The sequence below is a fragment of the Corynebacterium uberis genome (genome assembly GCF_020616335.1).
Taxonomy (GTDB): domain Bacteria; phylum Actinomycetota; class Actinomycetes; order Mycobacteriales; family Mycobacteriaceae; genus Corynebacterium; species Corynebacterium uberis.
This window is the reverse complement of the sequence record NZ_CP085051.1, coordinates 1,978,693-2,004,906: the sequence shown is the minus strand read 5'-3', so window position 1 is coordinate 2,004,906 and position 26,214 is coordinate 1,978,693. Positions and strand designations below refer to the sequence as shown.

The 26,214-nt window shown below is 61.4% G+C and carries 23 protein-coding genes; 17 read left to right on the top strand and 6 right to left on the bottom strand.

Features of this window, described 5'->3' with window-relative positions:
* The first annotated feature begins 109 nt into the window (after positions 1–109).
* The 5 genes from LH390_RS09090 (at position 110) to LH390_RS09070 (ending at position 7,349) form a co-directional block, all read left to right on the top strand.
* Entirely contained in the window at positions 110–1,288 is a 1,179-nt protein-coding gene (locus tag LH390_RS09090; RefSeq protein WP_227324276.1) for a S1 family peptidase, read from the top strand.
* Between the two features lie 280 nt (positions 1,289–1,568).
* Positions 1,569–3,548: a beta-glucoside-specific PTS transporter subunit IIABC gene (locus LH390_RS09085; RefSeq protein ID WP_227281616.1), complete on the top strand. Its 1,980-nt coding sequence runs from the start codon at positions 1,569–1,571 to the stop codon at positions 3,546–3,548.
* Positions 3,549–3,580: 32 nt separating this feature from the next.
* Complete coding sequence (locus LH390_RS09080; protein ID WP_227281617.1) at positions 3,581–5,011, top strand: glycoside hydrolase family 1 protein; 1,431 nt, start codon at positions 3,581–3,583, stop codon at positions 5,009–5,011.
* Between the two features lie 11 nt (positions 5,012–5,022).
* Positions 5,023–5,910 carry a PRD domain-containing protein gene (locus tag LH390_RS09075; protein WP_227281618.1) on the top strand — a complete coding sequence of 296 codons (888 nt, stop codon included), beginning with the start codon at positions 5,023–5,025 and terminating at the stop codon, positions 5,908–5,910.
* Positions 5,911–5,984: 74 nt separating this feature from the next.
* A complete protein-coding gene (locus LH390_RS09070; RefSeq protein ID WP_227282713.1) occupies positions 5,985–7,349 on the top strand; it encodes a M20 metallopeptidase family protein in 1,365 nt (454 codons plus the stop codon).
* Between the two features lie 14 nt (positions 7,350–7,363).
* On the opposite strand, the gene LH390_RS09065 is transcribed toward LH390_RS09070, so the two are convergent.
* From LH390_RS09065 to LH390_RS09050, 4 genes are read right to left on the bottom strand one after another with little or no spacing between them, the layout of a single operon-like run.
* Complete coding sequence (locus LH390_RS09065; RefSeq protein WP_227281619.1) at positions 7,364–8,287, bottom strand: ABC transporter substrate-binding protein; 924 nt, start codon at positions 8,285–8,287, stop codon at positions 7,364–7,366.
* Complete coding sequence (locus LH390_RS09060; protein WP_227281620.1) at positions 8,284–8,961, bottom strand: ABC transporter permease; 678 nt, start codon at positions 8,959–8,961, stop codon at positions 8,284–8,286. Before LH390_RS09060 ends, LH390_RS09065 begins: the two co-directional genes overlap by 4 nt.
* A complete protein-coding gene (locus LH390_RS09055; protein ID WP_227281621.1) occupies positions 8,958–9,614 on the bottom strand; it encodes an ABC transporter permease in 657 nt (218 codons plus the stop codon). Before LH390_RS09055 ends, LH390_RS09060 begins: the two co-directional genes overlap by 4 nt.
* Complete coding sequence (locus LH390_RS09050; protein ID WP_227281622.1) at positions 9,611–10,438, bottom strand: ABC transporter ATP-binding protein; 828 nt, start codon at positions 10,436–10,438, stop codon at positions 9,611–9,613. The genes LH390_RS09055 and LH390_RS09050 overlap by 4 nt, the downstream gene beginning before the upstream one ends.
* A 567-nt stretch (positions 10,439–11,005) precedes the next feature.
* Here LH390_RS09050 and LH390_RS09045 point away from each other — a divergent pair.
* From LH390_RS09045 to LH390_RS09000, 10 genes are all read left to right on the top strand, one after another.
* Positions 11,006–11,896 (top strand): MspA family porin, encoded by an 891-nt coding sequence (locus tag LH390_RS09045; protein ID WP_227288203.1) that lies wholly within the window; start codon positions 11,006–11,008, stop codon positions 11,894–11,896.
* A 103-nt stretch (positions 11,897–11,999) separates the two neighbouring features.
* Entirely contained in the window at positions 12,000–12,206 is a 207-nt protein-coding gene (locus LH390_RS09040; protein WP_227281624.1) for a hypothetical protein, read from the top strand.
* 597 nt (positions 12,207–12,803) lie between these two features.
* A complete protein-coding gene (locus tag LH390_RS09035; protein WP_227281625.1) occupies positions 12,804–15,386 on the top strand; it encodes a hypothetical protein in 2,583 nt (860 codons plus the stop codon).
* A complete protein-coding gene (locus LH390_RS09030) occupies positions 15,379–16,089 on the top strand; it encodes a hypothetical protein (protein ID WP_227281626.1) in 711 nt (236 codons plus the stop codon). Before LH390_RS09035 ends, LH390_RS09030 begins: the two co-directional genes overlap by 8 nt.
* Before the next feature lie 164 nt (positions 16,090–16,253).
* Positions 16,254–16,847: a hypothetical protein gene (locus tag LH390_RS09025; RefSeq protein ID WP_227281627.1), complete on the top strand. Its 594-nt coding sequence runs from the start codon at positions 16,254–16,256 to the stop codon at positions 16,845–16,847.
* A gap of 65 nt (positions 16,848–16,912) precedes the next feature.
* Positions 16,913–17,458, top strand: a complete 546-nt coding sequence (locus tag LH390_RS09020; protein WP_227281628.1) for a hypothetical protein — start codon at positions 16,913–16,915, stop codon at positions 17,456–17,458.
* 55 nt (positions 17,459–17,513) lie between these two features.
* Positions 17,514–18,674, top strand: coding sequence for a hypothetical protein (locus LH390_RS09015; protein ID WP_227326814.1), 1,161 nt, complete (start codon positions 17,514–17,516; stop codon positions 18,672–18,674).
* Positions 18,665–19,324 carry a hypothetical protein gene (locus LH390_RS09010; protein WP_227281630.1) on the top strand — a complete coding sequence of 220 codons (660 nt, stop codon included), beginning with the start codon at positions 18,665–18,667 and terminating at the stop codon, positions 19,322–19,324. The genes LH390_RS09015 and LH390_RS09010 overlap by 10 nt, the downstream gene beginning before the upstream one ends.
* Positions 19,325–19,831: 507 nt before the next feature.
* On the top strand, positions 19,832–20,482 hold the full coding sequence (locus tag LH390_RS09005; RefSeq protein ID WP_227326813.1) for a hypothetical protein: 651 nt from the start codon (positions 19,832–19,834) through the stop codon (positions 20,480–20,482).
* A gap of 1,007 nt (positions 20,483–21,489) precedes the next feature.
* A complete protein-coding gene (locus tag LH390_RS09000) occupies positions 21,490–22,023 on the top strand; it encodes a hypothetical protein (RefSeq protein ID WP_227281632.1) in 534 nt (177 codons plus the stop codon).
* 45 nt (positions 22,024–22,068) lie between these two features.
* Here LH390_RS09000 and LH390_RS08995 read toward each other — a convergent pair whose 3' ends face one another.
* Both LH390_RS08995 and LH390_RS08990 read right to left on the bottom strand, forming a co-directional pair.
* Positions 22,069–22,332: a transposase gene (locus LH390_RS08995; RefSeq protein ID WP_227281633.1), complete on the bottom strand. Its 264-nt coding sequence runs from the start codon at positions 22,330–22,332 to the stop codon at positions 22,069–22,071.
* Between the two features lie 249 nt (positions 22,333–22,581).
* Entirely contained in the window at positions 22,582–23,823 is a 1,242-nt protein-coding gene (locus LH390_RS08990) for an alpha/beta hydrolase (RefSeq protein ID WP_227281634.1), read from the bottom strand.
* A 268-nt stretch (positions 23,824–24,091) separates the two neighbouring features.
* Between LH390_RS08990 and LH390_RS08985 the strand changes: the two genes are divergently transcribed.
* Together LH390_RS08985 and LH390_RS08980 are read left to right on the top strand one after the other, a co-directional pair.
* Positions 24,092–25,087, top strand: a complete 996-nt coding sequence (locus LH390_RS08985) for a FecCD family ABC transporter permease (protein WP_227281635.1) — start codon at positions 24,092–24,094, stop codon at positions 25,085–25,087.
* A complete protein-coding gene (locus LH390_RS08980; protein ID WP_227281636.1) occupies positions 25,084–26,214 on the top strand; it encodes a FecCD family ABC transporter permease in 1,131 nt (376 codons plus the stop codon). The genes LH390_RS08985 and LH390_RS08980 overlap by 4 nt, the downstream gene beginning before the upstream one ends.

Sequence of the window (26,214 nt, the reverse complement as noted above, 5' to 3'; positions counted from 1 at the left end):
AGTCTCCTGCCGCGGGGTGTGCGCTGCCGTACGATGGGACCACCCCGGGGATGCTGTGGGGCGTTCCTGGGAGACTTCCCCCTTTGTCGTCCTTGAGAGGCCATCTGACATGACCATCCGTACCCGTTGTGGGGCCATCATCGCTGCTGCTGCGGCAGCGACGATGCTGCTGCCCGCCGTTGCCGGCGCTGCCGAGGTTGCACCAGGAGCGCCGATGCGCATGCCTGGTGAACAGCCCGCCAATGTTCCGGTGCAGGTTCCCCCGGAGCTGCTGCGTGGGTCCTGCTCACAAGGCGTGCCGGGGACGGTGACCCTGCCTGACGGGTCCACCAAGCGGGTGATGGTGACGGCCGCGCACTGCGTTATTGGCATTACTAAGCCCAACCCGGGCCCGGAGGTCTACGTGCCCACCCGCGATGGGGACAAGCTCATCGGTGTGGCGGACCAGGGCGTGCCGGCGTATGAGCCGACCTTCCAGGAGCGTCCTGCCCATGAGGAGATCCGCGATGCCCTCGACGCGCCGGACTGGGGCACCGTGGCCCTGCGCGATGACGTGACCACCTCGCGTGCCGCCGACTCGAAGGACCAGTTTGGGGTGTCTCACGGCCAGCCGGTGATCCTGACCGGTATTCGTGATTACCCGGATCTGGCCATCTGGGAGGTCTCTGTAGACAACGCCGGTGAGCCGATCTGCAAGGATGGCTCCACCACTGGGCGCTCGTGCGGCATTCAGCTGTTCCGCACGTCCAACGGCATCTGGTCCGTGGGCCTGGGCTATGACCACGGTGACTCGGGCGGAGTGAACTTTGACCCCCAGACCGGGGAAGCCCTGGGCGTGACCTCCATGGGGATTGGCCCGCTGCAGCGGGCGCAGCCCATTGACGTTGCGCTGGAGCAGGCCTACGGCATCCCCGACGGCCAGGTCAATGAGCGTTTCCAGTTGCCGGAAGGCACGGAGCAGGCCGATGACATGCGGACGCTGACCGATGACCACCAGGTCATCGAGGCCTGGGCGGAGGAGAACCTGCCCCCGGCCCCGGACTATGTTGCAGACCTCAACACCGCGGTCACCGCGGCGCACACGGATGCGGTAGCTGCCGGCCAGCAGCTGGCTGGGGATGTCGCTGCGGTGGCCCAGGCGGCACCGAACCCGCAGGCCGTGACGGCTGCGGTCAAGAACGCCCAGGGCACCGTGGAGCAGGGTGTGGCTACCGCCCAGGCCCACGCTGACACCATTGGCCGGATCGCCCCGCTGGCGCTGATCCAGCAGATCGAGTCCCAGAAGTAGGCTTCGCGCAGAGCACGGAGCAGGCCTGAGTATGTGGACCGCATACTCGGGGCCCGCGAAACCTGCCGTGGCGTGGGGGCTTGCGCTGAGCGCCCCACGTGGGTAAGAATGGGATTACCAAAAGGATTGTGACCCCGCACCGGCACCAGCCGAGGCAGACGGGGGCAAGACCTGGAGAACACCCGGAAAGGGTGCGAGTATCCGCTCGCATGCCGCCGGTGATCTCCAGGTCTTTTTGCGTCTTAAGGGTCACCCGGGCTGAAAGGACACCCCTTCTATCATGACAACGGCAACGTCGGCGGGATATGCGCCGCTAGCCAGCGCGGTGATCGCCGCCCTCGGGGGAGCTGACAACATCCGAACCGTCACGCACTGCGCCACCCGCCTGCGCTTTGTGCTCAAGGATTCTTCCAAGGCGGACATGGCCGCGGTGGAGGGCGTCGAGGGCGTCATCGCCGCGCTGCGCGCTGGCGGGCAGCATCAGGTGGTCATCGGCAACGATGTTCCGCTCGCCTTCGCCGCGGTGACCGCCGAGCCGGGAATGGCGGCCCATGCGTCGCAGGATGATGGTGACTCCCCCCACGGCGGCACGGGCTCCGCCGATGAGGGCGAGAAGACCAACCTGTTCAACCGCTTCATCACCATGATCTCCGCGCTGTTTAACCCGGTGGTCTCGGTGCTGGCTGGCGTGGCCATTGGCAAGGCCTTCGTGCAGATGGCCCTGCAGTTCGGCTGGCTGGACGCGGAGTCCGGTACCGCGATCGTCCTAAGCGCCGCGGTGGATGGCGTGTTCTACTTCCTGCCGCTGTTCCTGGCCATCACGGCCGCGCGGCGTTTTGGGGTCAACCAATTCACCGCCATGGCGGTGGTGGCCCCGCTGCTGCACCCCACGATCGTGCAACTGGCCGCCACGGAAGGCGCGCAGGCCTTCCGGATGGCTTTCCCCGCGATGAGCTACGCCTCCTCCGTCATCCCGGCGATCCTGGCCGTGTGGGTGGCGGGCTACCTCCAGCGCGGCTTGGATAAGGTGCTGCCCAGCGCGGTGCGTAACTTCCTGACCCCGCTGTTTGTGGTGGTCATCATGGTTCCGGTGGTGCTGTTTACCATCGGTCCGGCAACGACCTGGTTCTCCGGGGTGGTGGCAGATGGCGTGAAGTCCCTGTTTGTTGCCGCGCCGTGGCTGGCGGGCGCCCTGCTGGGCGGCCTGTGGCAGGTGTTTGTCATGTTTGGTCTGCACTGGGGATTCGTCCCGATCTTCCTCAACGATCTGGCAACCGCCGGCCAGGAGCAGATGTACACCCCGATTCTGGTGGCGGTGCTGGCCCAAGGGGCCGCGACGCTGGCGGTCATGGTGGCTTCGCGCAACGCGCAGCGGCGCAAGCTGGCCGGACCGGCAGCGCTGTCCGGCATCCTTGCGGGTGTGACGGAGCCGGCGATCTACGGTGTGAACCTGCCGCTGAAGTACCCCTTTGCCATGGGCATCGCCGGCGGCGCGGTGGGCGGAACCATCGCCACCCTGGGTGGGGCTGCGGGCAACTCCTTCGTCTTCCCCAGCGTGCTGGCGCTGCCGGCCTACCTGGAGTTCGGTGGGGTGACCATGCTGCTCATCGGCACGGGGGTGGGTATGGTCATCGCCTTCGTGGGCACGCTGGTGACGCTGCGCCACGCGGAGCGTGCGGATGCCGCCCCCGCCGATGCGCCGCTGAGCGACGCCACCCCTGCCGCAGCGACAGCCCCCGCGGCCCCGGCGACCACGGCGACCACGGCGACCACGGCGACCACGGAGACTGCCGCTGGCGCCGGCTCCCAGGTCACGCTGGGCGCCCCGGTGGCCGGCACCGTCGTAGCCCTGGCCGACGTGCCAGACAAGGTCTTCGCCTCCGCCGCCATGGGCCAGGGGCTGGCCATCGAGCCGGCCGACGGCACCGTTGTTGCCCCGGTGGCGGGCCAGATCATCGCGGCGCCGAAGTCCGGCCACGCGGTGGGCCTGCGCACCGACGACGGCGTGGAGGTGCTCATCCACGTCGGTTTGGGCACCGTGGCCATGAAGGGCGAGGGCTTCGCCCTGGCCGTAGCCCGCGGGGATCGCGTGGCCGCCGGGGACGTGCTGTGCCGGGTGGACCTTCAGGCGATTGCTGCCGCTGGGCATCCCGCCACCACCATCATGGTGGTCACCAACACCGCCGCGATGTCGCAGGTCATCCCCGTGGCCGACGGTGAGGTGGCCGCGGGTGCGGCTGCGGTGGACGTCGAAAAGTAAACGAGTACAAAGAGCGTAAAGGAGTACACGCAATGCAGTTCCCAGAAGGATTCCTGTGGGGCGGAGCGACCGCCGCGAACCAGATCGAGGGCGCGTTCGACCAGGACGGCAAGGGCCTGTCCATCCAGGACGTCATGCCGCACGGCATTACCACCGCGCCGACGCCGGGGCCCACGCCGGACAACCTCAAGCAGGAGGCCATCGACTTCTACCATCGCTACCGCGAAGACATCGCCCTGTTCGCGGAGATGGGCTTCAAGGTGTTCCGCTTCTCCATCGCCTGGTCGCGCATCTTCCCGCGCGGCGATGAAGACCAGCCCAACGAGGCCGGCCTGGCCTTCTACGACGCCGTCCTCGATGAGCTGGAAGCCCACGGCATCGAGCCGTTGATCACGCTGAGCCACTACGAAACGCCGCTGCACCTCGCCCGCAGCCTCGGCGGGTGGCGCAATCGGGAGATGGTGGACCACTTCACCCGCTACGCGCGCACCGTCCTGGAGCGCTACGGCCACCGGGTGAAGTACTGGCTGACGTTCAATGAGATCAACGCCGTGCTCCACCAGCCCTTCCTGGCCGGAGCCATCGAAGCCCCGCGCGAGGAGATCCCCAACAAGGACCTCTACCAGGCCATCCACCACGAGCTGGTGGCCTCCGCGCAGGCCACCGCCATCGCCCACGAGATCGACCCGGGCATCAAGGTCGGCTGCATGGTCATTGCCAACCCCCGCTACCCGCTGACTCCCGACCCGGCAGACGCCCGCCAGGCCCAGTGGGAGATGCAACAAGACCTCATCTTCGCTGACGTCCACGCCCGCGGCACCTACCCCAACTCCGCGCTGCGCTTCTTCGCCGAGCAGGGCTTCGAGCTCGACTTCGCCGAGGGCGACGCGCAGACCCTGGCAGAGCACACCGTGGACTTTGTCTCCTTCTCCTACTACATGTCCTCCTGCGCCACCGCCGACCCGGACAAGGCCATCGCGGGAGAGGGCAACATCATGGGCGGGGTGCCCAACCCCACCCTGAAGGCCTCCGAGTGGGGCTGGCAGATCGACCCGGTGGGCCTGCGCATCATCATGAACAACTACTGGGACCGCTGGAACAAGCCGCTGTTCATCGTGGAAAACGGCCTGGGCGCCGTCGACGAACTGGTGGAAGATGCCAGCGCACCGGGCGGGCACACGGTCCATGACTCCTACCGCATCGACTACCTCAATGACCACCTCTACCAGGTGGGCAAGGCCATCGAAGACGGCGTGGAATGCTGGGGCTATACCACCTGGGGCCCCATCGACCTGGTCTCCGCCTCCACGGCGCAGATGTCCAAGCGCTACGGCTTCATCTACGTTGACCGCAATGATGACGGCACCGGCAGCCTGGAGCGCTACCGCAAGGACTCCTTCGACTGGTATCGCCGCGTCATTGAGACCAACGGGCAGCACTTGAGCGCGCCCACGGCCGACTAGAATATCCAGGCGTGCGGATTCTGCGGGTTTTTAACAACAACGTGGTCTTAGCCGCGCGCGATAACGCCGGGGCCACGGGCGAGCCCACGGAGGTGGTGCTCACCGGCCGCGGCCTGGGCTTTCAGGCCCGCCCCGGCGATGAGGTAGACCACACGCGGGTGGTGCGCACCTTCGTGCCCGACCCCGGGCGTGACAGTGACCACCTGGCCGCCATGGCCGCCGCGGTGCCGGCAGACTACCTTGAGCTTGCCGCCGAACTGGCCGAGCAGGCCGCCGCCGATACGCAACTGGGCGTCCGCCTCGGCGCCGGGGCGGTTTTTGCCCTCGCCGATCACCTCCACATGGCCGTGCGCCGGGCCGCGGCGACGAACCCGAGCGCGCAGCCCCTCGACCACCCCCTGGCTTCCGAGGTGCGCCACCTCTATCCGCGGGAGCTGGCCGTGGCCACCCAGATGCTCACCTACACCAACGCATGGCTGCCCGCGGGCACACACCTGGCGGACGCGGAGGCGGTGGCCATTGCCTTGCACCTGGTCAATGCCGGTTTTGCGGCGGGGGACCTGCGGGTGACCTACGCCATGACGGGGGTGTTTTCCCAGCTCTTTGATGTCATCGAGCAGGCCCTGGACATCCAGGTGGATCGCGCCGACCTGTCTGCCGCCCGGTTTATCACCCACATGCGCTACTTCTTTGCGCGTGCCGCCCGCGGCGAACAACTCGACGAAGGCATGGGGATGCTTGCCGACGCCCTCGCGCTCACCCGACCGCGCGCCGTGGCCTGCGCCGCCCGCCTCGCCGAGATCCTCCAGTTGCGCCTCGGCGTGGAGCTGACCGCCGACGAGCGCTCCTACCTGGCCTTGCACGTCGCCCGCCTGGGCGGGGAGGACGCCAGCACCTAGTGTCATCGCGCAGGCGCGTACGGTCGAAGGTATAGGCAAGATCAACGACCTCTCGTGCAAGGAGCGTGGATGACATGGAGCACAACGGCGGGCTGTCGGCCGAACTGGTGACGGCGTGTGAACAGGTTGCTGAGGATGTGATTTCCTGGCGCCATCACCTGCACCAGTACCCGGAGCTATCCAACCGGGAAGAAAAGACGGCGGCGTTTATCGCGGATAAGCTGGAAGAATTCGGGGTGGATTCGATCACCACGGACGTCTCCGGACACGGCGTGGTGGCCATCATTCGCGGCGGGGCGGACGGGGACGGGGAGTCTGATGCGCCGCGCCGCTCGGTGCTGCTGCGCGCAGATATTGATGCGCTGCCCGTCAAGGAGGACACGGACCTGGAGTTCCGCTCCGAAGAGGTGGATAAGGACTACCCCGGAGGCCCCTTCCCAGTGGCGCACGCCTGCGGGCATGATGCCCACACCGCGATGCTGCTGGGCGCGGCGCGCGTCCTGGCGGATGCCCGCGCGGACCTGCCGGGAGACGTGGTGCTGGTGTTCCAGCCGGCAGAAGAGGGCGCGCCCGTCGATGAAGAAGGCGGCGCGGCAACGATGATCGCCGAAGACCTCTTCGACGACCTAGACCCGCAACCAACGATGGCCTTTGGTATGCACGTGGTGCCCGCCCCCGCGGGGTGGATCTGCTATTCCACCGGGGTGCAAAACGCCGCATCGGAGCTCATTTCCATCACCATCAAGGGCCGCCAGGTCCATGGCTCGACCCCCTGGGAAGGCGTGGATCCGCTGCCTGCCGCCGCGGAGATCATCACCGCCATCGGGCAGATTTACCGGCAGGTTGATGCCAAAAACCCGTTCACGGTGAGCATCGGACACGTGGAGGACACCGGCCGGTTCAACATCGTGGGCGGCCAGGTCCGCCTGACGGGCACCGCGCGCTGCGTCGACGACGTGGTCATGGACCACGTCAACGGGCTCATCGAGCGCCTGGTCGACGGGGTGGCTGCGGCCTATGGGTGCAGCGCCGAGGTGGAGTTTGCCCAGCAGGTCCCGCCGGTGATCAACTCCCCGGAATGGATGGAGGCCTGCGTGCCGCTCTTTGAGCAGGTGCTTGAGGCGCTCGGCACGTCGGGTGACGGCCAGGCCCAGGTGGCGGAGGTGCCGCTGAGCTTGGGCTATGACGACATGTCGGTGTTCATGAACCGCTTCGGCGGCGTCTACGCCCTCCTGGGCGTCCAGGAAGTCGCCTTCGACGACGCCGGAAACCCGGTCCCCGCCGAGGGCGGGCGCGGGATGGTGCCCAACCACAACCCGTCCTTCTATGTGGTTGATGATGCCCTGGTCACCGGCGTGGCCCTCCACGTGGCGGTTGCCCGGGCGCACCTGGCCGGCCAGTTGGAGCCCGGCGAGTCGGACGAAAAGGCCGAGGCTTAAGGCCCGTTCGGGCGCTAGCCCTGGAGCGCCCGGGGGTGGGCCTCCAGCCAGCGCCGGGCGATCTGCCCGGCGCCGCGCTGCTCTTCGGTGGAGGCCACGTTGAGCTCGCGTAAGTCCGCGGTGGTTAGTTCGCGGCTGACCGCGTTGAGTATGGGGGCAAGTTCGGCGGCGCGCTGGCTGTCAACCAGGGGCACCACCTGGGAGGCCAGGAACAGGTGCCGGTCATCGGCCAGGGTGACCAGGCCGTGGGTGGCAATGCGCGGATCTGCGCTAAACACGTTGGCCACGTCTATGGTGCCGGCGAGCAGGTCCTGCATCGTGGTGTCCCCGGTGGGGTGGAACTGCGCGTGCACCCCGTAGGTGGACTCGAGCCCGGCGGGCCCGTAGGGGCGGTGTTCGAGTTCGGCCGGCCCCCCGAGGCGCAGCGTGCCGGGCACGCGGGACAGGTCGCTGAGGGTGCGCAGCTGGTGGTCGGCGGCGAACTGTGCGGTGACGGTGTAGGTGTCTTGGTCGGCGGCTGCGGCCGGTTCGAGTACGCTCAGGCCGGCGGGGAGGGCGTCGATAAGCGCCGCGGCGACGTCTGCGCTCGCGCGTGCCGTGGTCTCCGGGCGGAAGTATTGCAGCAGGTTGCCGGTGTATTCCGGGAAGACGGTGAGTTCCCCGCTGCGCAGCGCCGGCATGTAGGCGTCGCGCTGCCCGATGCCCATGCGGCGTGTGACTGTCCACCCGGCGTGCTCGAGGGCCTGCGCATAAATCTCGGCGATGATCTCGTTGGAGTAGTAGGCCTGGGAGCCCACAACCACCGAGCCATCCGTGGGCCGGGAGCCAGACAGCGGATCAGTAGAGTTTCCGCAGCCGGAAACACCCAGCATGAGCAGGCACAACAGCGTACTGATAGCGCCGCGCAGAGTCCTGCGCAGGCTGATGAGGGACCTCATGCGTGCACCTTCTTTGCTGTTGTGCGCTCGGCTAACCGCTGTGCGGCCGCCAGCAGTGCGTCGACGCCCACGGCGAGCACGATGATGACCGCCGCGGATCCTAAGATCTGGCCGAAGTCACGCAGCGCAATGCCCTGGATGATGTAAAAGCCCAAGCCCCACGCGCCCACATAGCCGGCGATGCTCACCGTGGCTATCACCTGCAACATTGCCGTGCGGATTCCGCTGACAAGCAGCGGCAATCCGAGCGGGGCCTCAACTTTCGCCAGGATTTGGCCCTCCCGCATGCCCACCGCCCGGGCCGCATCGACGGTGATGGGGTCGACGGATTCCACCCCGGTGTACGCCCCGGCGAGCAGGGGAGGGACGGCCAGCACCACCAAGGAGGCGAGGATGGCGGCCAACTTGTGTTCCACCCCGAAGATGAGCACCAGTGCCAGGATCAGCCCGAAGGAGGGCACCGCCCGTCCCGCGCCCGAGAGCGCGGTGGCCAGGTTGCGCCCCCGCCCCGTATGCCCGATGAGGTAACCCAGCGGCACGGCGATCAAGGCGGCGAGCGCCACGGCAGCCACGCTCAAACCCAGGTGGGTGGCTATCGCCTGGCTCAGCGGCAGGGTGGTGCCGCGGCTGTCGGGGGAGGTCAGCCACTGCCAGGCTGCACCAGTCAGCGTCATTTCGCCACCGCCTGCGCCTGCGCCTGCGCTTGCCAGGGCATGGCCACGCGGCCCGCCCACGCCAACGCCTGGTCGACCACCAGGGCGATGATCATGACGGCCACGATGCCCGCCACCACCTCGGCGGTGATCTGCCGCTGGTAGCCATCGGTGAGCAGGTAGCCAATGTTGCGGGTACCGATCAGCGCGCCCACCGTGGTCAGGGAGATCGTAGACATAGCCGTGACGCGCAGGCCCGCCAGAATCACCGGTCCTGCCAGCGGCAACTCCACGCTCAGCAGGCGCTGCCGGGGGCTAAACCCCACCGCATCAGCCGCCGAGCGCGCCGCGGGATCTACAGCCGCCAGCCCATCGGCCACATAGCGCGTCAAGGTGGCCACCGCGTAGACCGTCAGGGCGATGAGCAGGTTCGCCTCGGACAGGAAACTGATGCCCAGCAGCGGGGGCAGGACGGCAAATACGGCGAGGGAAGGAACCACGTACGCCACGGACACCCCCGCCAGCAGCGGCCCGCGGATCCGGTGAAACCTGTGGGCCGCCCATCCCAGCGGCAGTGCGAGCGCCAGCCCCGCAACGATGGGAAGGAGCGCCTGGCGCAGGTGCTCGCCGCTTAACTCCAGCAGGAGCATCCAGTTGTGGCGCAACCACGTCACGGGCGTTCCTCCAGTACTCCACGGGTGCGGCCTTGGCCGTCGATGAGCAAGGTGGGCGCCTGCGGGTCGGATAGGCGCTGCGGGTGGAAGCGGCGCCGACCATCGGTCACGCCCAGGAAGTTGGCCACAAACGGGGTCGCCGGGTTGGCCAGCAGTTCCTCCGGGGCGCCTTCCTGTTCCACGTTCGCGCCTTTGCTCAAAATGATGACGCGCTCGCCCAACAGCAGGGCCTCATCAATGTCATGGGTGACAAAAACAATGGTCTTGTGCAACTCTCCCTGGAGGCGCGCGACCTCCGCCTGCAGCTCCGCGCGCACGATTGGATCCACCGCAGCAAAAGGCTCATCCATCAACAAAATCGCAGGATCAGCCGCCAAGGCCCGCGCCACCCCCACTCGTTGGCGCTGCCCACCGGACAACTGTGCGGGATAGCGGGACCCCATCGCCGGATCCAGACCCACCGTATCCAGCAACTCCTTGCCCCGCTTTTCGACGCCCCCGCGCCGCGCCCCCTGCAATCGCAGCACCGTAGTCACGTTGTCCAGCACCGTGTGGTGTGGCAACAGGCCCCCGCTTTGCAGTACGTAACCGATGCTGCGGCGCAGGGCGACGGGATCCGTGTCCGCCACATCTTGGCCATCAATGAGCACCCGCCCCGTGCTCGGATCCACCATGCGGTTGATCATCCGCAGCAGCGTGGTCTTGCCGCAGCCGGACGAGCCCACCAACACCGTGGTGTGATGAGCAGGAATGGTCAGATTGACATCCGCCACGGCAACGGCCCCGCTGGGGTACGTCTTAGAGACGTTCTCAAACTCAATCATGGGCGCGTAGCGGTCCCTCCTAGCGTCGGCGGACCGGGGTGGCCGAGCGACGCGGGATGTATGTGATGAGCGCCCAGTGTACGCGAAAAGGGTCGGACGGGCGGGGGTAGAACGGGGGTAGGGTTAGGACTCCTCCATGACTGTGATTCCTGTCACACGCGATACTCTCGGCCGTAGATAGACCAAAGCACCCCACCCGAACCGACATGCACAACCACAATCCAATCCGGTGATGTACAGCAATAGGTGCAGGTTACTCATGGCCGGTGGGTGATGAATAAAAATACCACCCACGTCACAGTAATAAACACGTGCCCACCCCGGCCCAAACGGCGACCAACCCCCCTACATGTGGGGTGCGCACCACAGTTGGCATGCCCGATACCCGCTACATATAAACCATACGGCCAGGAAAAACACCACCACCCACAACACGCCACCACCAACCCGCAGACACCCCTGCAGGTACTGCAGCCTGCGAGTTAGCATCGCCACAACAGTCACACACGCCCCACACGGCACAGCAAATAATGCACCAGCGGGCAAAACACACGAAAGGAAAAGTGCATGCACACCCCACAACGCACCACCCTCGCCTGGACTGCAACCCTCATCAGCGTGATAACCCTGACCGGCGGGCTAGCTAGCGCAACGCCCCTTACCGGCGACCTGCCCTGGCCGGCACCTGCCACCGGTGGGGATACCCCACTGCCGGATCGCTACCTTGAACGCACCACCGCCGACGGGTGGGTACTCCACGCGCTTAAAGAACAAGAAACCCTCCACATCAACCCCCCACTTGATGGGGCAGCAACCACCGGGGAGGCTTTTGGCACCCTGTCAGCACGGGTATGGATTGATGGGCAGGGCGAACCAGAACTGACCGGTGGTTTCTTCGAGGCCGGCTACCAGGTTGGCTGCGGGGTCGATATCTCCCAAGGAGTCGACTACGACATCGCCGCCACCTTAGGGGTAGCCCCGCATGGTGATGTGGGTGTTGAAGGCGGCCCGCATGGTGAGGTTGGTGTTGAAGGCGGCCCGAGTGTCAACCTTGGCGGCCAGGCAGGCCCAGAAGTCACAGTGACACTCCCGCAAGGCAACGCCACACTAGGGGCGGACGCGAAAGCTAAAGGTGAAACAGGAGCAGATGCAACAGCTAAGGCCGAAGCTGGGGCGGATGCTACGGCTAAAGCCGCAGGCGGGGTGGAAGGCAAAGCAGAGATCTCCCCGCGGGTTAGTGGTCATCTTGATCCGGGCAAGGTAAGTAATGTGGCGCTGGTGTCCCGGGGTATTGATGGGCACTTTAAGCGCAGCGCTGGTGGGTTTGATGGGGCGCATATTCAGATCAATGGGTGTGCCGGCCCGGTTAGTGTGCGCTCCTATGTGCGGATTTCTACCACCAGCCCGACGAGTGTGGATGTAGTCAATGTGTATGGCGACCCGCGCAGGATCCGCTGATCGACTTCAACGACGCGTCAACAGGTAGGTGTGACAGATGGGTCAGCATGGACTATCCCCGGTAGCCCTGGAACCGGCAGCTAGCACAACAGACCGGCCTGGGGTGGCATGGTGGATCAACCTGATCGGTGTGGTGGCAGGACTTGTCGCCACGGTGGGTCTTATCGCCGCCTCACAGGATTTATCCTGGCTGATTGGCCGGGTGGGCTATGTGCCGGGCATGTTTTTCTACATGATCTCGATGATCATTGCCGCTGCGGTGATGGTGGGCAGTTTTATCTCGTTGTGGACCAAACTAACCCGCCATTAAGGGGGTTACACATACACCGGTGGGGTGCGGCCCGTCCTTTGTGTGGGGCCGCTGGCAAAAGAAGTCTTTGTAGGTAAAAGGGTTGTGGTGGTTGTTATGGCACGGGTCTACGTGCGGCTAATAGGTGTCAGTGTGGTCGGCGTTGCGTGTGGCCTTGCCGGTATCGGTATGGGTGCAGGGGTTGGTGGTGCCCAAGAAACCCCGCAGGAGCGCTGCCAGCGCGAAACCGAGCAGTACAACGCGGCGATGGCTGCTAGTTGGCAGGCCACACACCCAGGCCAGACTCCCCCTCCCGGGGCGTGGCCGCCGTATGTATGTGTCGGTGTGCCTGCCCCTTCCGGGCAACCTGCAGGTGATAACCAGCCGGTGCCACCTGCTGGTCACGGTGGTGAGGATTTGGAATGGTCGGGCCATCAGCGTACCCACCGGTGGGAAGAGCCGCAGCCGCGTGAGACGCACACCTGGGATGGGTTCGGGGAGCGGCCGAATGCCTATGGTGATGATATGAGGTTGTCGGGGGCGCGTGAGCACCATCCTGGGCCGCCGGCTGGTAAATCCCAACATGGTCCTACCGGTGGTAGGGGGATGGAACCGCGGGTGGATGTCGCTCCGGTGGATGAAACCTGGATTGTCGACCTTGATCAGCAGGCTCCTGCTCGTGGTGGTGGCCAGGAGGCTGCTGCTGTGCGGGTGGGTCGTGCCGGTGATGGTCGGGTGGTTGTTGTTGATGATGCTGGCCGGGCGACTGGGGATATCGTTACTGTGGATGATTCTGGCCATGGCCATGTGGGTGGGTTTGATCCGAGTGTGGTCGGTCGTGTGATTGTTGGTGGCCCACAGCATGACACCGCGGGTGAGCATAAAAACTCTGTCGATGGTTCTGGGGACTCCGGGGCTGGTGGGCGTAACCCTGGTGGGTCTGGTGGGCTGGTAGGTCAAGTAAATAGGCCTGACGACAGCACTGCCGGAAGCACTGGTACTGGTGGTCCTGGTGTGGGGTTGTTGGGGGTTTTGGGCGGTGTTGCTGGTGGTGTGGGGGCTGTGGTGGCACGGCGGCGTCGCGGTGTTGCTCGTGTTGATATTCCGTGGAGTGCGACCCATGAGCAGTCGTTGGTGTTGTTGGCTGGTCCTGATTCGCCGCGGGAGCATGTTTTTGATGTGGATGTTCCTGAAGGCGGGCAGGTGGTGCAACGAGGCGATGGGGGTGTTGATGTGGTGGATGCTTCCGGGCGGGTGGTATCCCAGGTGGATGCGCCGTGGGCGTATGACGCTTTGGGTCGGCCGGTGGAAACCTATTACACGGTTGATCCTGATGGTCGGTTGGTCCAGCATGTGGATCCGGGCCATGAGACGGTGTTTCCGGTGATTGCTGATCCAGACCGAAAAGACGTCGGTGGGGATAGCAAGCCTAAGCAGGAGCCGGGTAAGCAGGACAAGCCGGCCAAGCAGGACAAGCCGGCCAAGCAGGACAAACAAGACAAGCCCGCGAAGCAGGAGCCGGGTAAGCAGGACAAGGCTGACAAGCGGGACAAGTCGGCTAACCGGGATAAGGCTGACAACAAGGACCGGCCGATCCCGCCCGCGAAGCAGGAGCCGGGTAAGCAGGATAAGCCGAGTAATCGGGATAAGTCTGACAACAAGGACAAGGCTGCCAAGCAGGAGCCAGGTAATCAGGACAAGCAGGACAAGCCCGCCAAGCAGGAGAGGCCCGCGAAGCAGGAGCCGGGTAAGCAGGACAAGCCGAGTAATCGGGATAAGTCTGACAACAAGGACAAGGCTGGCAAGCAAGACAGGACTGATCAGCAGGATAAGTCTGGTGGATCTGGTCGGGATGACCAGGTCAAGTATCCGGGTGTGCCGTCTCATCATCCTGCTGATAACCCGAACATGGAGGTCAATCCTGTTACCGGGCAGCGCAGCTTCCCTCTACCTGATGGGAATAGTCTGACAGAGCATCCGCGTAATGATGGTTCTGGGCGTAGTGATTGGACGCAGGATTCTGCTGATATGACGAAGTCGACTCCGGTTGCTTCCCTGCAGTGGGATAAGGATGGCAACCCGATTAACATCGATACGATTGATGAGATGGAAACGCCGTTGCCGCAGCAGGATCGCAAAGACTGGGCTAATAGGACTCCCACTGCCCAGGGCAATAATGTTGACTACCGGCCGAGGAACAGAGGTGACGGTTATTTTGAGGATCCGTCTCAGGGCACTGAGAACAAGGGCCACTATAACGAGGAGAAGGATCAGCGGTCCTTTGAGGTTGCTCCTGGGGTGCATCTGGTGGATCACCCGAATCGGGGTGAGGGGACTAGTGACTGGACGTTAGATGATGATTCGCGTGGCCAGGCTGTGGTGGGGGATGTGGGGTGGAATGAGGATGGCTCCCCGACAGGTATTGAGGTTGATGAGGACTCCTGGGTGCCTGCACCACCTAGGGGTGAAGGTGGTGTGCCGTGGGAGAATGCGACGGCTAGCCAGGACATCCATGATGGTGTGTTCACGGATGATCAGGGCCGGTGGATCAATGGGATGGCCCAGGTTGATGGGGTGGACACTCCGGTGTACAGGCTGCCTGATGGCACCAAGGTATTTGGTGTGGATGGTGATGATGGTGAGCAGCATTGGGTGCATCAGGATGGCAATCGGTTGGCTGATGTGCGTGAGTTGGGGTGGGATGAGCAGGGTTATCCTGATATTCGTGCCGAGGATGAGTTCGTAGACGCAGACCAGTATGGACACAAGGGTGAGGTAAAGGGTCCGTCGTGGGGGAACTCTGATCTTGGACTAGGCATAGCCAGTGCGGTGGATGGTGCGGGTTGGGGTGCTGTGCGGGCTTCGGCGGATGCTGAGGCGCGTGCTGGTCGTGGTGTGTCTGAGGTGTCGAAGAGTGCTGTCAAGACAGCTAAGTGGGCTGGTAGGACGACGGGTGCTGGAGGTGCTGCGGCGGGTGCGTATCTTGATATTCAAGATGGTATGGACCCTACGGAGGCAGTGGTCACGAATACTGCAGGTGGACTGGCAGGAGCAGGAGCCGCAGCGGCCCTTGCTGCCGCGATTCCAGCCACTGCACCCGTAGCGGTTGTTGTAGCACCGGCTGTATTTGGAGCTTTAGTAGCCTTAGGCGCGGCCAAAGGAGGTCAATATATTTGGAATAGAGTGGTGGACCATGAGTAGGAAGATGAAGGCAGAAATAATGGCACTACTTCTCATTATTTGTACGCCAATACTCGCGGTCGTCACGGTACAATTCGGCCTATCGGGCTTGAGGTATGGCGTTATTTATCCGATTGGAGTTGTATCATTCTTCTATTCGGTCCTGGCGCTTTACTGGATTACGGCTATACCCGAATTATCTTTTGTATTAGTCAGAAGAAGAAGACCAGAGGGAAACAAAGTCCAGCAATACAAGAGTTATAACAACATTTTGGTTGTGATACTCTTTCTTACTGGATTTTTGATGATGACGGGATTTACCCGTGAAGCCTTAGGTGAGCATGGGTCCAAACTGGGCGTTTATCTGTTCATGTGCCTCGTTAGCTTAGGACTCGGGCTATGGTATGTCTGGTACTGTACATTCCGGTCAGGGTGGGTGGCGAAAATGTCATATTCAGACCAAGGTATGAGTTGCCGTTATGGCGCTAAATATTACGAAATAGCCGACTTGAGATACATCCACGATGGACGAAATAACTGGATGCCTGTCGTTCGGATCGGCGCATTGTGGAGAGCTATGGGGGAAACGGGAAGCTATTCCTTGCAGACATTTGAGTACAAGGTGTCAAGATCGTTGTTTCCGAAAATGGACGTGGACCACTTTGTGGAGACAATGACCTCTTTGCTTCCTAATGGGGTTGAGGCTGGACAATGTGGTCGTTAAACTCCTTAGGTGATGCATTAACTGGATTTTGCAATTTTGAGTGCATTAATGTCTGCTCGCTCTCCTCCGGAAGGTAGGGGGGACCCCAAAATGTAGTGCTGTAGGTTAGGACGATTGGTTTAATGGGTTGGCGGGGCTGATGGGGTGGATACTCCGGTGTACAGGTGCCTGATGACACCGTGATTTTTGGAGTGGATGGTGATGATGGTAGGCGGCATTGGGTGCATCAGGATGGCGATCGGTTGGCTGATGTGCGTGAGTTGGGGTGGGATGAGCAGGGTTATCCTGATATTCCTGCCGAGGATGAGTTCGTGGACGCAGACCAGTACGCCAAAACTGGTGAGCTCGGTGGGCAGGATTTTGGTGGTTTGACTGCTAAGGATGTGGGTGTGGCTGCTGCGGATGCGGGGAATAATTTCAATTTCTCTAATGCGGAGCGGGTTGCAGCGAAGGAGGGTGGTCGTGCTGCAGACGCGGCCGCCTTGGGTAAAGCGGCTCGGGTTGGTGGGGCTGCGTCTTCTGGTGCGACGGTTGCTGCGACGACAGCGTCGGATATTCAGGGTGGTATGGACCCAACGAAAGCTGTGGTTTCAAACGCCGCAGGAGGAGCAGCATCATATGCCACGACTAGTCTCGCTGTAGCCGGACTAGCGTTCTTCGCGGTTCCTGTTGGTGCTCGAGCTCTCGGGCTAATCGCTATTGGTTCTGCAGCTGTAGGTGTAGCCACTACTAAAGGAATACAAAGGGCTTGGAAATGATGAACGCCATAGTTAGCATCCTTCTTTGGGCCCTATGCTTACAGTTCTTCCTAAACTCGCTACTTGTGCTTGCGGTAAAGTACAAGCCTTCATGGATACCTTCTTGCGTTGTGGCAACTGTGAGTGTTGCGGAGGATCAGGTGGTATGCCGTTCGCGATACGAAGCCTTACTATATTTGTTAACCACCAATCTTGAAATGCTGTGTCTTATATCTTGGATTGATTTGTCAAACGCGGTATTGGCCGAGCTGGTGGTACTAATGCGTATTGGTTCGGTCATCCTATTGCCTCCGGTATTGGTGTATATTTATCGGACGATCTTCTTAAAACAGTTTCGTAACCTTTATATTTTGATCGGGCCGGGAAAATTAGAAATCACGGGAGGTAGGAAGCTTAAACAACTTGGCCCTATAGATAATGTTAAAATGGGAGAGTTTATGGGCGCTGAGACAATACATATAGGAGGCAAATTTGTCGAGGAAAATTTCTTCTATTTCTCCTTTCGGGGGAAAAAGCGTTTGTTAGACTCTTTCATGCTAAACCCACTATTCATTCCTGCTAACAAAATAGGCACTGTGTTTGAACTTTTGCGGATTCCGGACGATGAGTGAGCATCCGCGTAATGATGGTTCTGGGCGTAGTGATTGGACGCAGGATTCTGCTGATATGACGAAGTCGACTCCGGTTGCTTCCCTGCAGTGGGATAAGGATGGCAACCCGATTAACATCGATACGATTGATGAGATGGAAACGCCGTTGCCGCAGCAGGATCGCAAAGACTGGGCTAATAGGACTCCCACTGCCCAGGGCAATAATGTTGACTACCGGCCGAGGAACAGAGGTGACGGTTATTTTGAGGATCCGTCTCAGGGCACTGAGAACAAGGGCCACTATAACGAGGAGAAGGATCAGCGGTCCTTTGAGGTTGCTCCTGGGGTGCATCTGGTGGATCACCCGAATCGGGGTGAGGGGACTAGTGACTGGACGCTAGATGATGATTCGCGTGGCCAGGCTGTGGTGGGGGATGTGGGGTGGAATGAGGATGGCTCCCCGACAGGTATTGAGGTTGATGAGGACTCCTGGGTGCCTGCACCACCTAGGGGTGAAGGTGGTGTGCCGTGGGAGAATGCGACGGCTAGCCAGGACATCCATGATGGTGTGTTCACGGATGATCAGGGCCGGTGGATCAATGGGATGGCCCAGGTTGATGGGGTGGACACTCCGGTGTACAGGCTGCCTGATGGCACCAAGGTATTTGGTGTGGATGGTGATGATGGTGAGCAGCATTGGGTGCATCAGGATGGCAATCGGTTGGCTGATGTGCGTGAGTTGGGGTGGGATGAGCAGGGTTATCCTGATATTCGTGCCGAGGATGAGTTCGTAGACGCAGACCAGTACGCCGAAACTGGTGAGCTTGGTGGGCAGGATTTTGGTGGTTTGACTGCTAAGGATGTGGGTGTGGCTGCTGCGGATGCGGGGAATAATTTCAATTTCTCTAATGCGGAGCGGGTTGCAGCGAAGGAGGGTGGTCGTGCTGCAGACGCGGCCGCCTTGGGTAAAGCGGCTCGGGTTGGTGGGGCTGCGTCTTCTGGTGCGACGGTTGCTGCGACGACAGCGTCGGATATTCAGGGTGGTATGGACCCAACGAAAGCTGTGGTTTCAAACGCCGCAGGAGGAGCAGCCTCTTATGCTGCAGGTAGTCTTGCGATAATGGGATTGGCGGCAACCTCTGTCCCCGTAGGTGCGCCAGCTCTCGCAATAATCGCAATAAGTTCAGCTGCTGTGGGAGTTGCCACTACTAAAGGAATTCAAAGTGCATGGAAATGATGAACGCAGTAGTTAATCTCCTCCTTTGTATCCTATGCTTACAGGTTCTCGTAAACTCGCTAATTGTGGTGGCGTTAAGGTACAAGCCATCCTGGTTACCTACTTGCATAGTAACAGCGGTTAGCGCTACGGAGGAGCGGATAGTATGCAGGTCGCGGTATGAAGTCTTCTTCTATTCGATATCAATCCCCCTTGAAGCCTTATGCATAATAGCATGGTTCAATTTAACCAATGAAGTGTTGGCTGAACTGTTTCTTGGCATGCGTATTGCATCGATAATACTATTCCCTCCAGTTGTATCGTTTATTTTCCGTTTAATCTTCTTACCAGAGTTTCGATCCGTATACATACTGGTTAGGCCAGGGGTTCTGGAGATTAGGGGAGGAAGGAAGCTTAAGCAATGCGGCCCAATTGATAAAGTTGAGATGGGGACTTTTAGGGGCGTTAGGACAATCCATATAGATTGTGACTACGATGACGAAAATTACTTTTATTTTTCTTTCAAGGGGAAAAAACGCAGACTGGAATCATTTATGCTCAATGCTATGTTCATTCCACCCGCGCTATTAGGTCACGCGTACAAAATATTGTCCATGCCGCCGGATCAAAGAGCTTTGAGCGCAGCATCGGAGCGTGACACTCTTGAATGAATATGAAAATCGTGTGGTCCAGACAGTCGTCAGCTTTGCACGGGGGTAGAACCTTTGACTGAAAGACCGATTTTATGAAGGTTCACCTCGTGCAGGCCTCTGGCGTAAACTCCCGCTATCTAACACGGTTAGGCATAACCAGTGCAGTTGATGGTGCGGGTTGGGGTGCTGTGCGTGCGTCTGCGGATGCTGAGGCTCAGGCTGGTCGTGGTGTGTCTGAGGTGTCGAAGAGTGGCGTCAAGACAGCTAAGTGGGCTGGTAGGACGACGGGTGCTGGTGGTGCTGCGGCGGGTGCGTATCTTGATATTCAAGAAGGTATGGATCCCACGGAGGCAGTGGTTACCAACACTGCTGGTGGACTGGCAGGAGCAGGAGCCGCAGCGGCACTTGCCGCCTTTATTCCGGCTACCGCGCCCGTGACAGCTGTTCTAGCGCCAGTTGCTGCTGGGGTGGTTATCGGAGTAGGCGCAACAAAGTTGGGGCAGTTGCTATGGAATCGAGCAGTCAATGATGACTAGAAAAGCGAAGCGTATCATTGCCCTCACTATCGGAATCATTAGCACGCCGGTCATAATTGCGGCTTCGGTCTGGTTTGGTTTATCAGGCATTGAATACGGAATAGTTTATCCTATAGGCGTAATTTCCACTTTTCTTGGAACCTTAGTTCTGTTCTGGACTGCCGTGTTGCCAGAAATTGCCTTTTCGTTACTTAAGAAGGACGGACCCGAAGAGGGGCAAACAGTGCATTATCGTGGGTATGGTTATGTATTAGTCAGCTTCATTTTGTTCTCTGGCGGCCTGATGATGATCGGATTTATACGGGAGGCGCAGGCAAAGCATGAATCAAAACTTGGGGGCTATGTGGTTATATGCATTTGCGATTTTGCAGTCGCGGTTTGGTTTGCATGGTACTGCACTTTTAAGTCTGGCTGGGCGACGAGGATGTCATATAATAACGCGACTATGATTTACCGACATGGGGAGATAGACTATGAAATGGTGAAATTAAATTATATTCTGGACTACAGGGATGATTGGATGCCTAATGTGCGTATTGGTGGCGTATGGAAACCGATACATGGAGCCGGTAATGAGGGACAAAGCGCAAAAGCCCGGAATTGCAGGTATCGAGAACATTATTTCCCACATTGGACTTAGAGCAATTTGTGGCCACAATGAAGGCGCTTAATTCCCGGCAATAGGGTGCCATTTATCGAGCGGAAAACCGGTTTGAAATAACTGGTCAAAGCTTCGGCTTTCTGATCGGTAGCTGCGGGATAAGGCATAAGTTGATGTTCGGGCCGTTACGTTATCGATATACGGGAGAGGCTTGAGTTTGAAATAGAGGGAAAGTGGGAGATTCTATTTAAAATGAGGCGCTAGACTGTACATTTCCAAGCGTTCATTAACTGTTGAAGTTGCACCTTTTGTCCGTGGCGTGATTTTTAACGGTGTTAATGTGTGCATCAGGATGGCCATCGGTTGGCTGATGTGCGTGAGTTGGAGTGGGATGAGCGGGGTTATCCTGTTATTGGTGCTGAGGATGAGTTCGTGGAGCCAGATCAATACGGCAAGACAGGCGAGGTGAAGGGCCCGTCGTGGGGGAATGCTGATCTTGGGTTAGGTATGGCCAGTGCGGTTGACGGTGCGGGTTGGGGTGCCGTGCGTGCGTCTGCGGATGCTGAGGCGCGTGCTGGTCGTGGTGTGTCTGAGGTGTCGAAGAGTGCTGTCAAGACAGCTAAGTGGACTGGTAGGGCGACGGGTGCTGGTGCGGCTGCTGCGGGTGCGTATCTTGATATTCAAGAAGGTATGGACCCTACGGAGGCAGTGGTCACGAACACTGCGGGTGGACTCGCAGGGCAGAAGCTGCGGCAGGAATTGCACTGTTAGTCCCTGTGCCCTGCCCGTCGCAGCCGTTTTGTTGCCAGCGATCGCCGGTGCGGGTGCCGGAATAATAGTAACCACAACAGCCCAATATGCATGGAATCGAGTCGTTAAAGATGGCTAGAAAAATGAAGCTAGCGTTTCTACTTCCCTTTTTTGTACTTGGGACGCCACCCGTGGTTATGGCTTCAATTTCCCTAGCTTTATCCGGGCTTGATTACGGGATCATATACCCAATCGGAGTAATCTCATCGTCCCTAGCGACGCTAGTGTTATTTTGGGTGACAGCGTTGCCCGAGATGACGTTGTATTTTGTTAAGCAAAAAAGCCCGCGCGGAGGGCAAACTCAAGAATATCGCGGTTTTGGGAGGGTGTTGATTGCGGTACTTTTCTTCGCCATCGCCTCGGCGCTCTTCGGATTTGTGCAGGAGGGGGTTGCTCACCGTGACGCTAAGCTGAGTGTACATCTGGTTGTATGCGTTAGTAATTTTGTGGCGGGATTATGGTTTTTATGGCGCTGCACCTTTAAGTCGGAATGGGTTGCTCGAATATTATATTCGAAAACAAGTATGACCTGCCGGCACGGGGCGTCGGTTTATGAATTGGAAGAGTTACGGTACATCCACAATGGACGAAATGACTGGATGCCCGTCTTTCGGATCGGCGCATTGTGGAGAGCTATTGGGCAAAAAGAAGAACATTCTTTGAAGACTTTTGAGTGCAAGGTGTCAAGATCGGTGTTTCCGAAAATGGACGTGGACCACTTTGTGGCGACAATGACCCCTTGCTCCCAAAGGGTGTTGAGGGTGGGCTGAAGGGTGTCAAATAAGTTAAGTGATGGATTTACAAGCTTTCGCATATTAGAGTGCAAAAATGCCTGATTGCAATCTTCCGTTGTGGAGGAAGGATCGCTCGATGTAGTGGCTTAGGTGCTGGAATCCTAGGGCAACTCCCGACACGATTTTACCTTTGCCGTTGAGTTTTTCGACCGGACCGTTAGGTGCTGCGATGGCAAATAACGCCAGGAGGTCTTCGCGCCAACGATGATGGGTACGAGCCAACTGCAGTAGTTCATCCAACCCTTCAGGCACACATGTGCGTTGGGGGTTAATGATCTGGATCACCTTGGCCTTGCCGCGTGTCTGGTTGGGGACGGTGTGGCAGGTGCTGATGAGACTAGTAATACCGCCAGGTAGCGTTCAGCTCTGCGTCGGTGACCAGCGCGGCGATCTCCACTACGGTGTAGCTGTGGATACTCAGGCCGGTCAACTCCAGGTTGATCCAGACGATCTGGTTATAGCGGTCGGGGATGTCGGCTTCGTCGGTCTGCGCGTCTTTCCGCTGCGCCGGTGCGGCTGCCTGGTGGGGTGAACCTACTTTTCTTGCTGTGTGTCGCGAGCTGCGCTGTGGGTGTCCGCCAACCACTGTAGGCCGTCAATGATGCCGGCCCGCCAACAAACGTAATCGTGCCCGCCGGGGTACTCCCGCGTGTGGTGGAAGGCGGTGGTGGCGGGCAGCAGCGCGGCAAACTTGCGGTTCTCTTTGCGCAGGAACCCCTCGTAGGCGCCGACCTCCGCAAACACGCGGAATGCAGAGGCGTCGGCCGCGTTAGTTCCCGTCTCGTCCCCCTGTGCCTTTCGCTTCCAGGCCTCAAGCTCGGCGAAGGTATAGTCGGGCCACCAGAAGGCGGCGGACTGCACGATGGCGTTGGGGACTAGGTCGGGGCGGGTGCGTACGAGACGCGCGGCGGCCAGCCCGCCAAGTGAGCCGCCAGCGATGACGAGCTCGCCCGTGATGGGATGCACGGTGCGCGCCCAGGGCAGGAGCTCCTTGTCGATGAACAGCGCGAGTTTATCGGTGCCGAGGACGGCCTCGCGGGCCTCGCGCTCGGCGGGGCCGAAGGCCAGCACATCGGTGGGCGGGGCGCTGCTCGCGTCGAGTGCGGGCATGATCGGTGTGGAGCCGAAGTACTCTCCGCCGTCGGTGAGCAGCAGCGTGTACGCGCTGGTTCGCGCGGCGGGCGCGAGCCACGCACGAATGTCCACGCCGAGGTTGGGGGAGTGCCATCGGGATTGGTGGACGACCCGCCCACGGGGATGGACGGCGCTGATATCTCCGGGGACCGCTGCGATGAGTTCACTGAGGGCGCCTTCGGGGAGCGCCTCGGGGACCAGCGGGACCGCGGAGCGCAGCGCCGTGCGCCAACGGGTGCGGTCCTGGCCCAGGCCGTCGAGCTTGTCGGGGGCGCTTGCCCCGGGCGTGCCGACCTCGAGAAGCATGAGACCCGCGCCGGTGATGAGCCCGGCGGGCACGACGAAGGTGCCCAGGTGCCAAGCGCCTCGGCGCTCGAGGAGGAATTGGTCCGCGTTCTCGCGGTTCATGTGCGTGAGCGCGTCGAGGTAGAGCAGCGCCCGCTCGTGCGGGGTGCGCGCCGGGCGAGCAACGGTGAGGGCGATGATGTTTGCGGTGTCTGGCCCCTGGCCGGCTGCCGGGTCGACGCGCGGACGGTGGTAGATCGCGGTCAGCGCCGCGTCGTCGGTGGGGTCGAGGTCTTTGGGGATGGGCAGGCGGGTGGGAATGGGGGGCAGGAACTCTGGGCCATGGTCGGTCGTCATTGGGGGTGCGTCCTTCGCGCGTTGGGGGACAAACTCGGTGGGCAACGATAATTGCTGGATGCTAAAGGCGTCGCGGTGTGGGTGGGGCGGCAGTGTGCGCACTTATGGGGCGCTGATTGATCTGGAAGATTGTCAGTGCGTAGGTGGGCGGGGTTGAACTTTTCCTACCCCCGGCGTTCGCAATGAGAGTTCAGCCGGTGCTAACTTAGGTGCGCGTTAGCTTTCGCTTTGTCGAGCCCATCCAACCACAGCTGTCCAGGGAGCGTACATGAGACCTTCTGCCCGCCTGGGGTGGACGATCGGGGCGGTGATCCTGCTCGCCGCGTGCGTCGTTGGATCCTTCCTCATCGGGTCCTCGGATATCCCCGCTGGGCAGGTATGGCAACTCTTGCGCCATCCGGACGGCACAGGGGAGAGCTACAGCGTCAACGGCCTGCGGGCCACCCGCACCGCCGTGGGGCTTGTTGTCGGGGTGGCCCTGGCCGTGGCCGGCGCGGTGATGCAGGCTATCACTAGCAACCCCCTGGCGGACCCGGGGCTGCTCGGAGTGAACTCCGGGGCGTCTTTGGCCATCGTTGTGGGCGCGGCGTTTTTCGGGCTTACGGGCCCCGCCGAGCAGCTCATCCTTGCCGCCGTCGGCGCCTGCCTGGCCACAGTGGCGGTCTACATCGTGGGCACGAGTAGTGGGCGGGGCGCGTCCCCGGTGCGCCTGGTGCTCGCTGGGGCGGCGATTTCCGCAGCGGCCGGCGGATTCATCGCCGGGCTGCTCATGAGCAAGCCAATGGCCTTTGACGCCTTCCGCTACTGGGATGTTGGGGCCCTGACCCGGCTGGACATGCCGCTATGGGTGGTCATTATCCCGGTTGTGCTTGGGCTAACCATCGTGGCCGGCTGTGCCGGGGGGCTAACCAATATCGCGCTCGGCGACGACGTCGCCGCCGCGCTGGGAACCAACGTCGTGCGCGTGCGCACGCTTTCGCTGGTCGCGCTGACGCTGCTGTGTGCTTCCGCCACCGCGATCGCGGGGCCTATTGGATTCGTGGGGCTCATGGTCCCGCTGTTCGCCGCCTTCGTCATGGGCCCGCACCGCGGATGGATCGTGCTGTTCTCCGCGTTCATCGGGCCGTGCGTGGTGCTCAGCGCCGATATCCTCGGTCGGGTCATCGCCCGGCCGGCCGAGATCGCTGTAGGTCTGCTCACCGCGTTCGTCGGCGCGCCCGTCTTGCTGTACATGGTCTACGCGATGCGGAGGGCCCGGAAATGAGCATCAACCAGGCCACAAATCTGCCAGGCGGCGTCGACAAGCAAGAAGCCCCCGCGCGCAAGGCCCACCCCGACGGGCGCGAAGCCAGCGTGCCGACGCCGCCGGGAACCTGGCGGGTGGCCCTCGGGCGCTTTTCAGTGCTGCTTGACCGCCGTGTGCTCTGGGTGCTTGGCGTGCTCGTGGCCGCTTGTTTGGCCGCTGGCGTGTACACGCTGGGCAACGGCTCGAGCAGCGTGGGCTACCCGCAGGTCTTAGAGGTCCTGCGCGGTCAAGGTACCCGCAGCGCCCGGCTCGTCGTGGTGGAGTGGCGGGTGCCGCGCATCGTCATCGGCGCCGCGGTCGGCGTGTGCCTGGGCGTGTCCGGGGCAGTGTTCCAAACCATCACCCGCAACCCCCTGTGCAGCCCCGATATCATCGGCTTTTCCACCGGTGCCCAGACCGGCATCCTGCTCGCTGTCATGGTCTTCCCCGGCTCCCTGGTTTCCGTGTCCACTGCGGCGCTTATCGGCGGGGTGGCCACCGGCGCGATTATCTTCGCGCTAACCACCGGTGGCGGGTTCTCCGGCAACCGACTCGTACTCGCCGGCATCGCGATTGCCGCCATGCTCGGTTCCGTCAACCGCTACCTCATGTTGCGCGCCCATAAGCTCGAGGCCTACGGCGGGCTGCGCGCCGTGACAGGCTCGCTGGAAGGCGCCGAGTGGTCCATGGCCCGCTACGCCACCCTCGGTACGCTGGTCATCGTCGTTGCGCTGATGGCCTGCTCGCGGGCGATGAGCACGCTCGCGCTCGGCCCGGAGATCGCTATCGGCCTCGGCACCTCCGTCGGCCGCACCCAGGGGCTGCTCGTCGTCCTCGCCACCGCCGCAGTGGCGTTGGCCACCGTGGCCGCAGGTCCGATCGCGTTTATCGCCCTGGCCGCCCCGCACATCACCCGGCTGATTACCGGCGCACCTACCGTGCCGCTCGTGGCCTCTGGGGCGATGGGCGCGGTCATGCTGCTCGTCGCGGACGCGATCAGCCAGACCCTCTTCGAGGGCCTGCCGGTGGGCACCGTCACCGCCGGGCTCGGCGGCATCTACTTCATGGGGCTTTTGGTGTACCAAACCCGAAAGGCGGAGATCTAG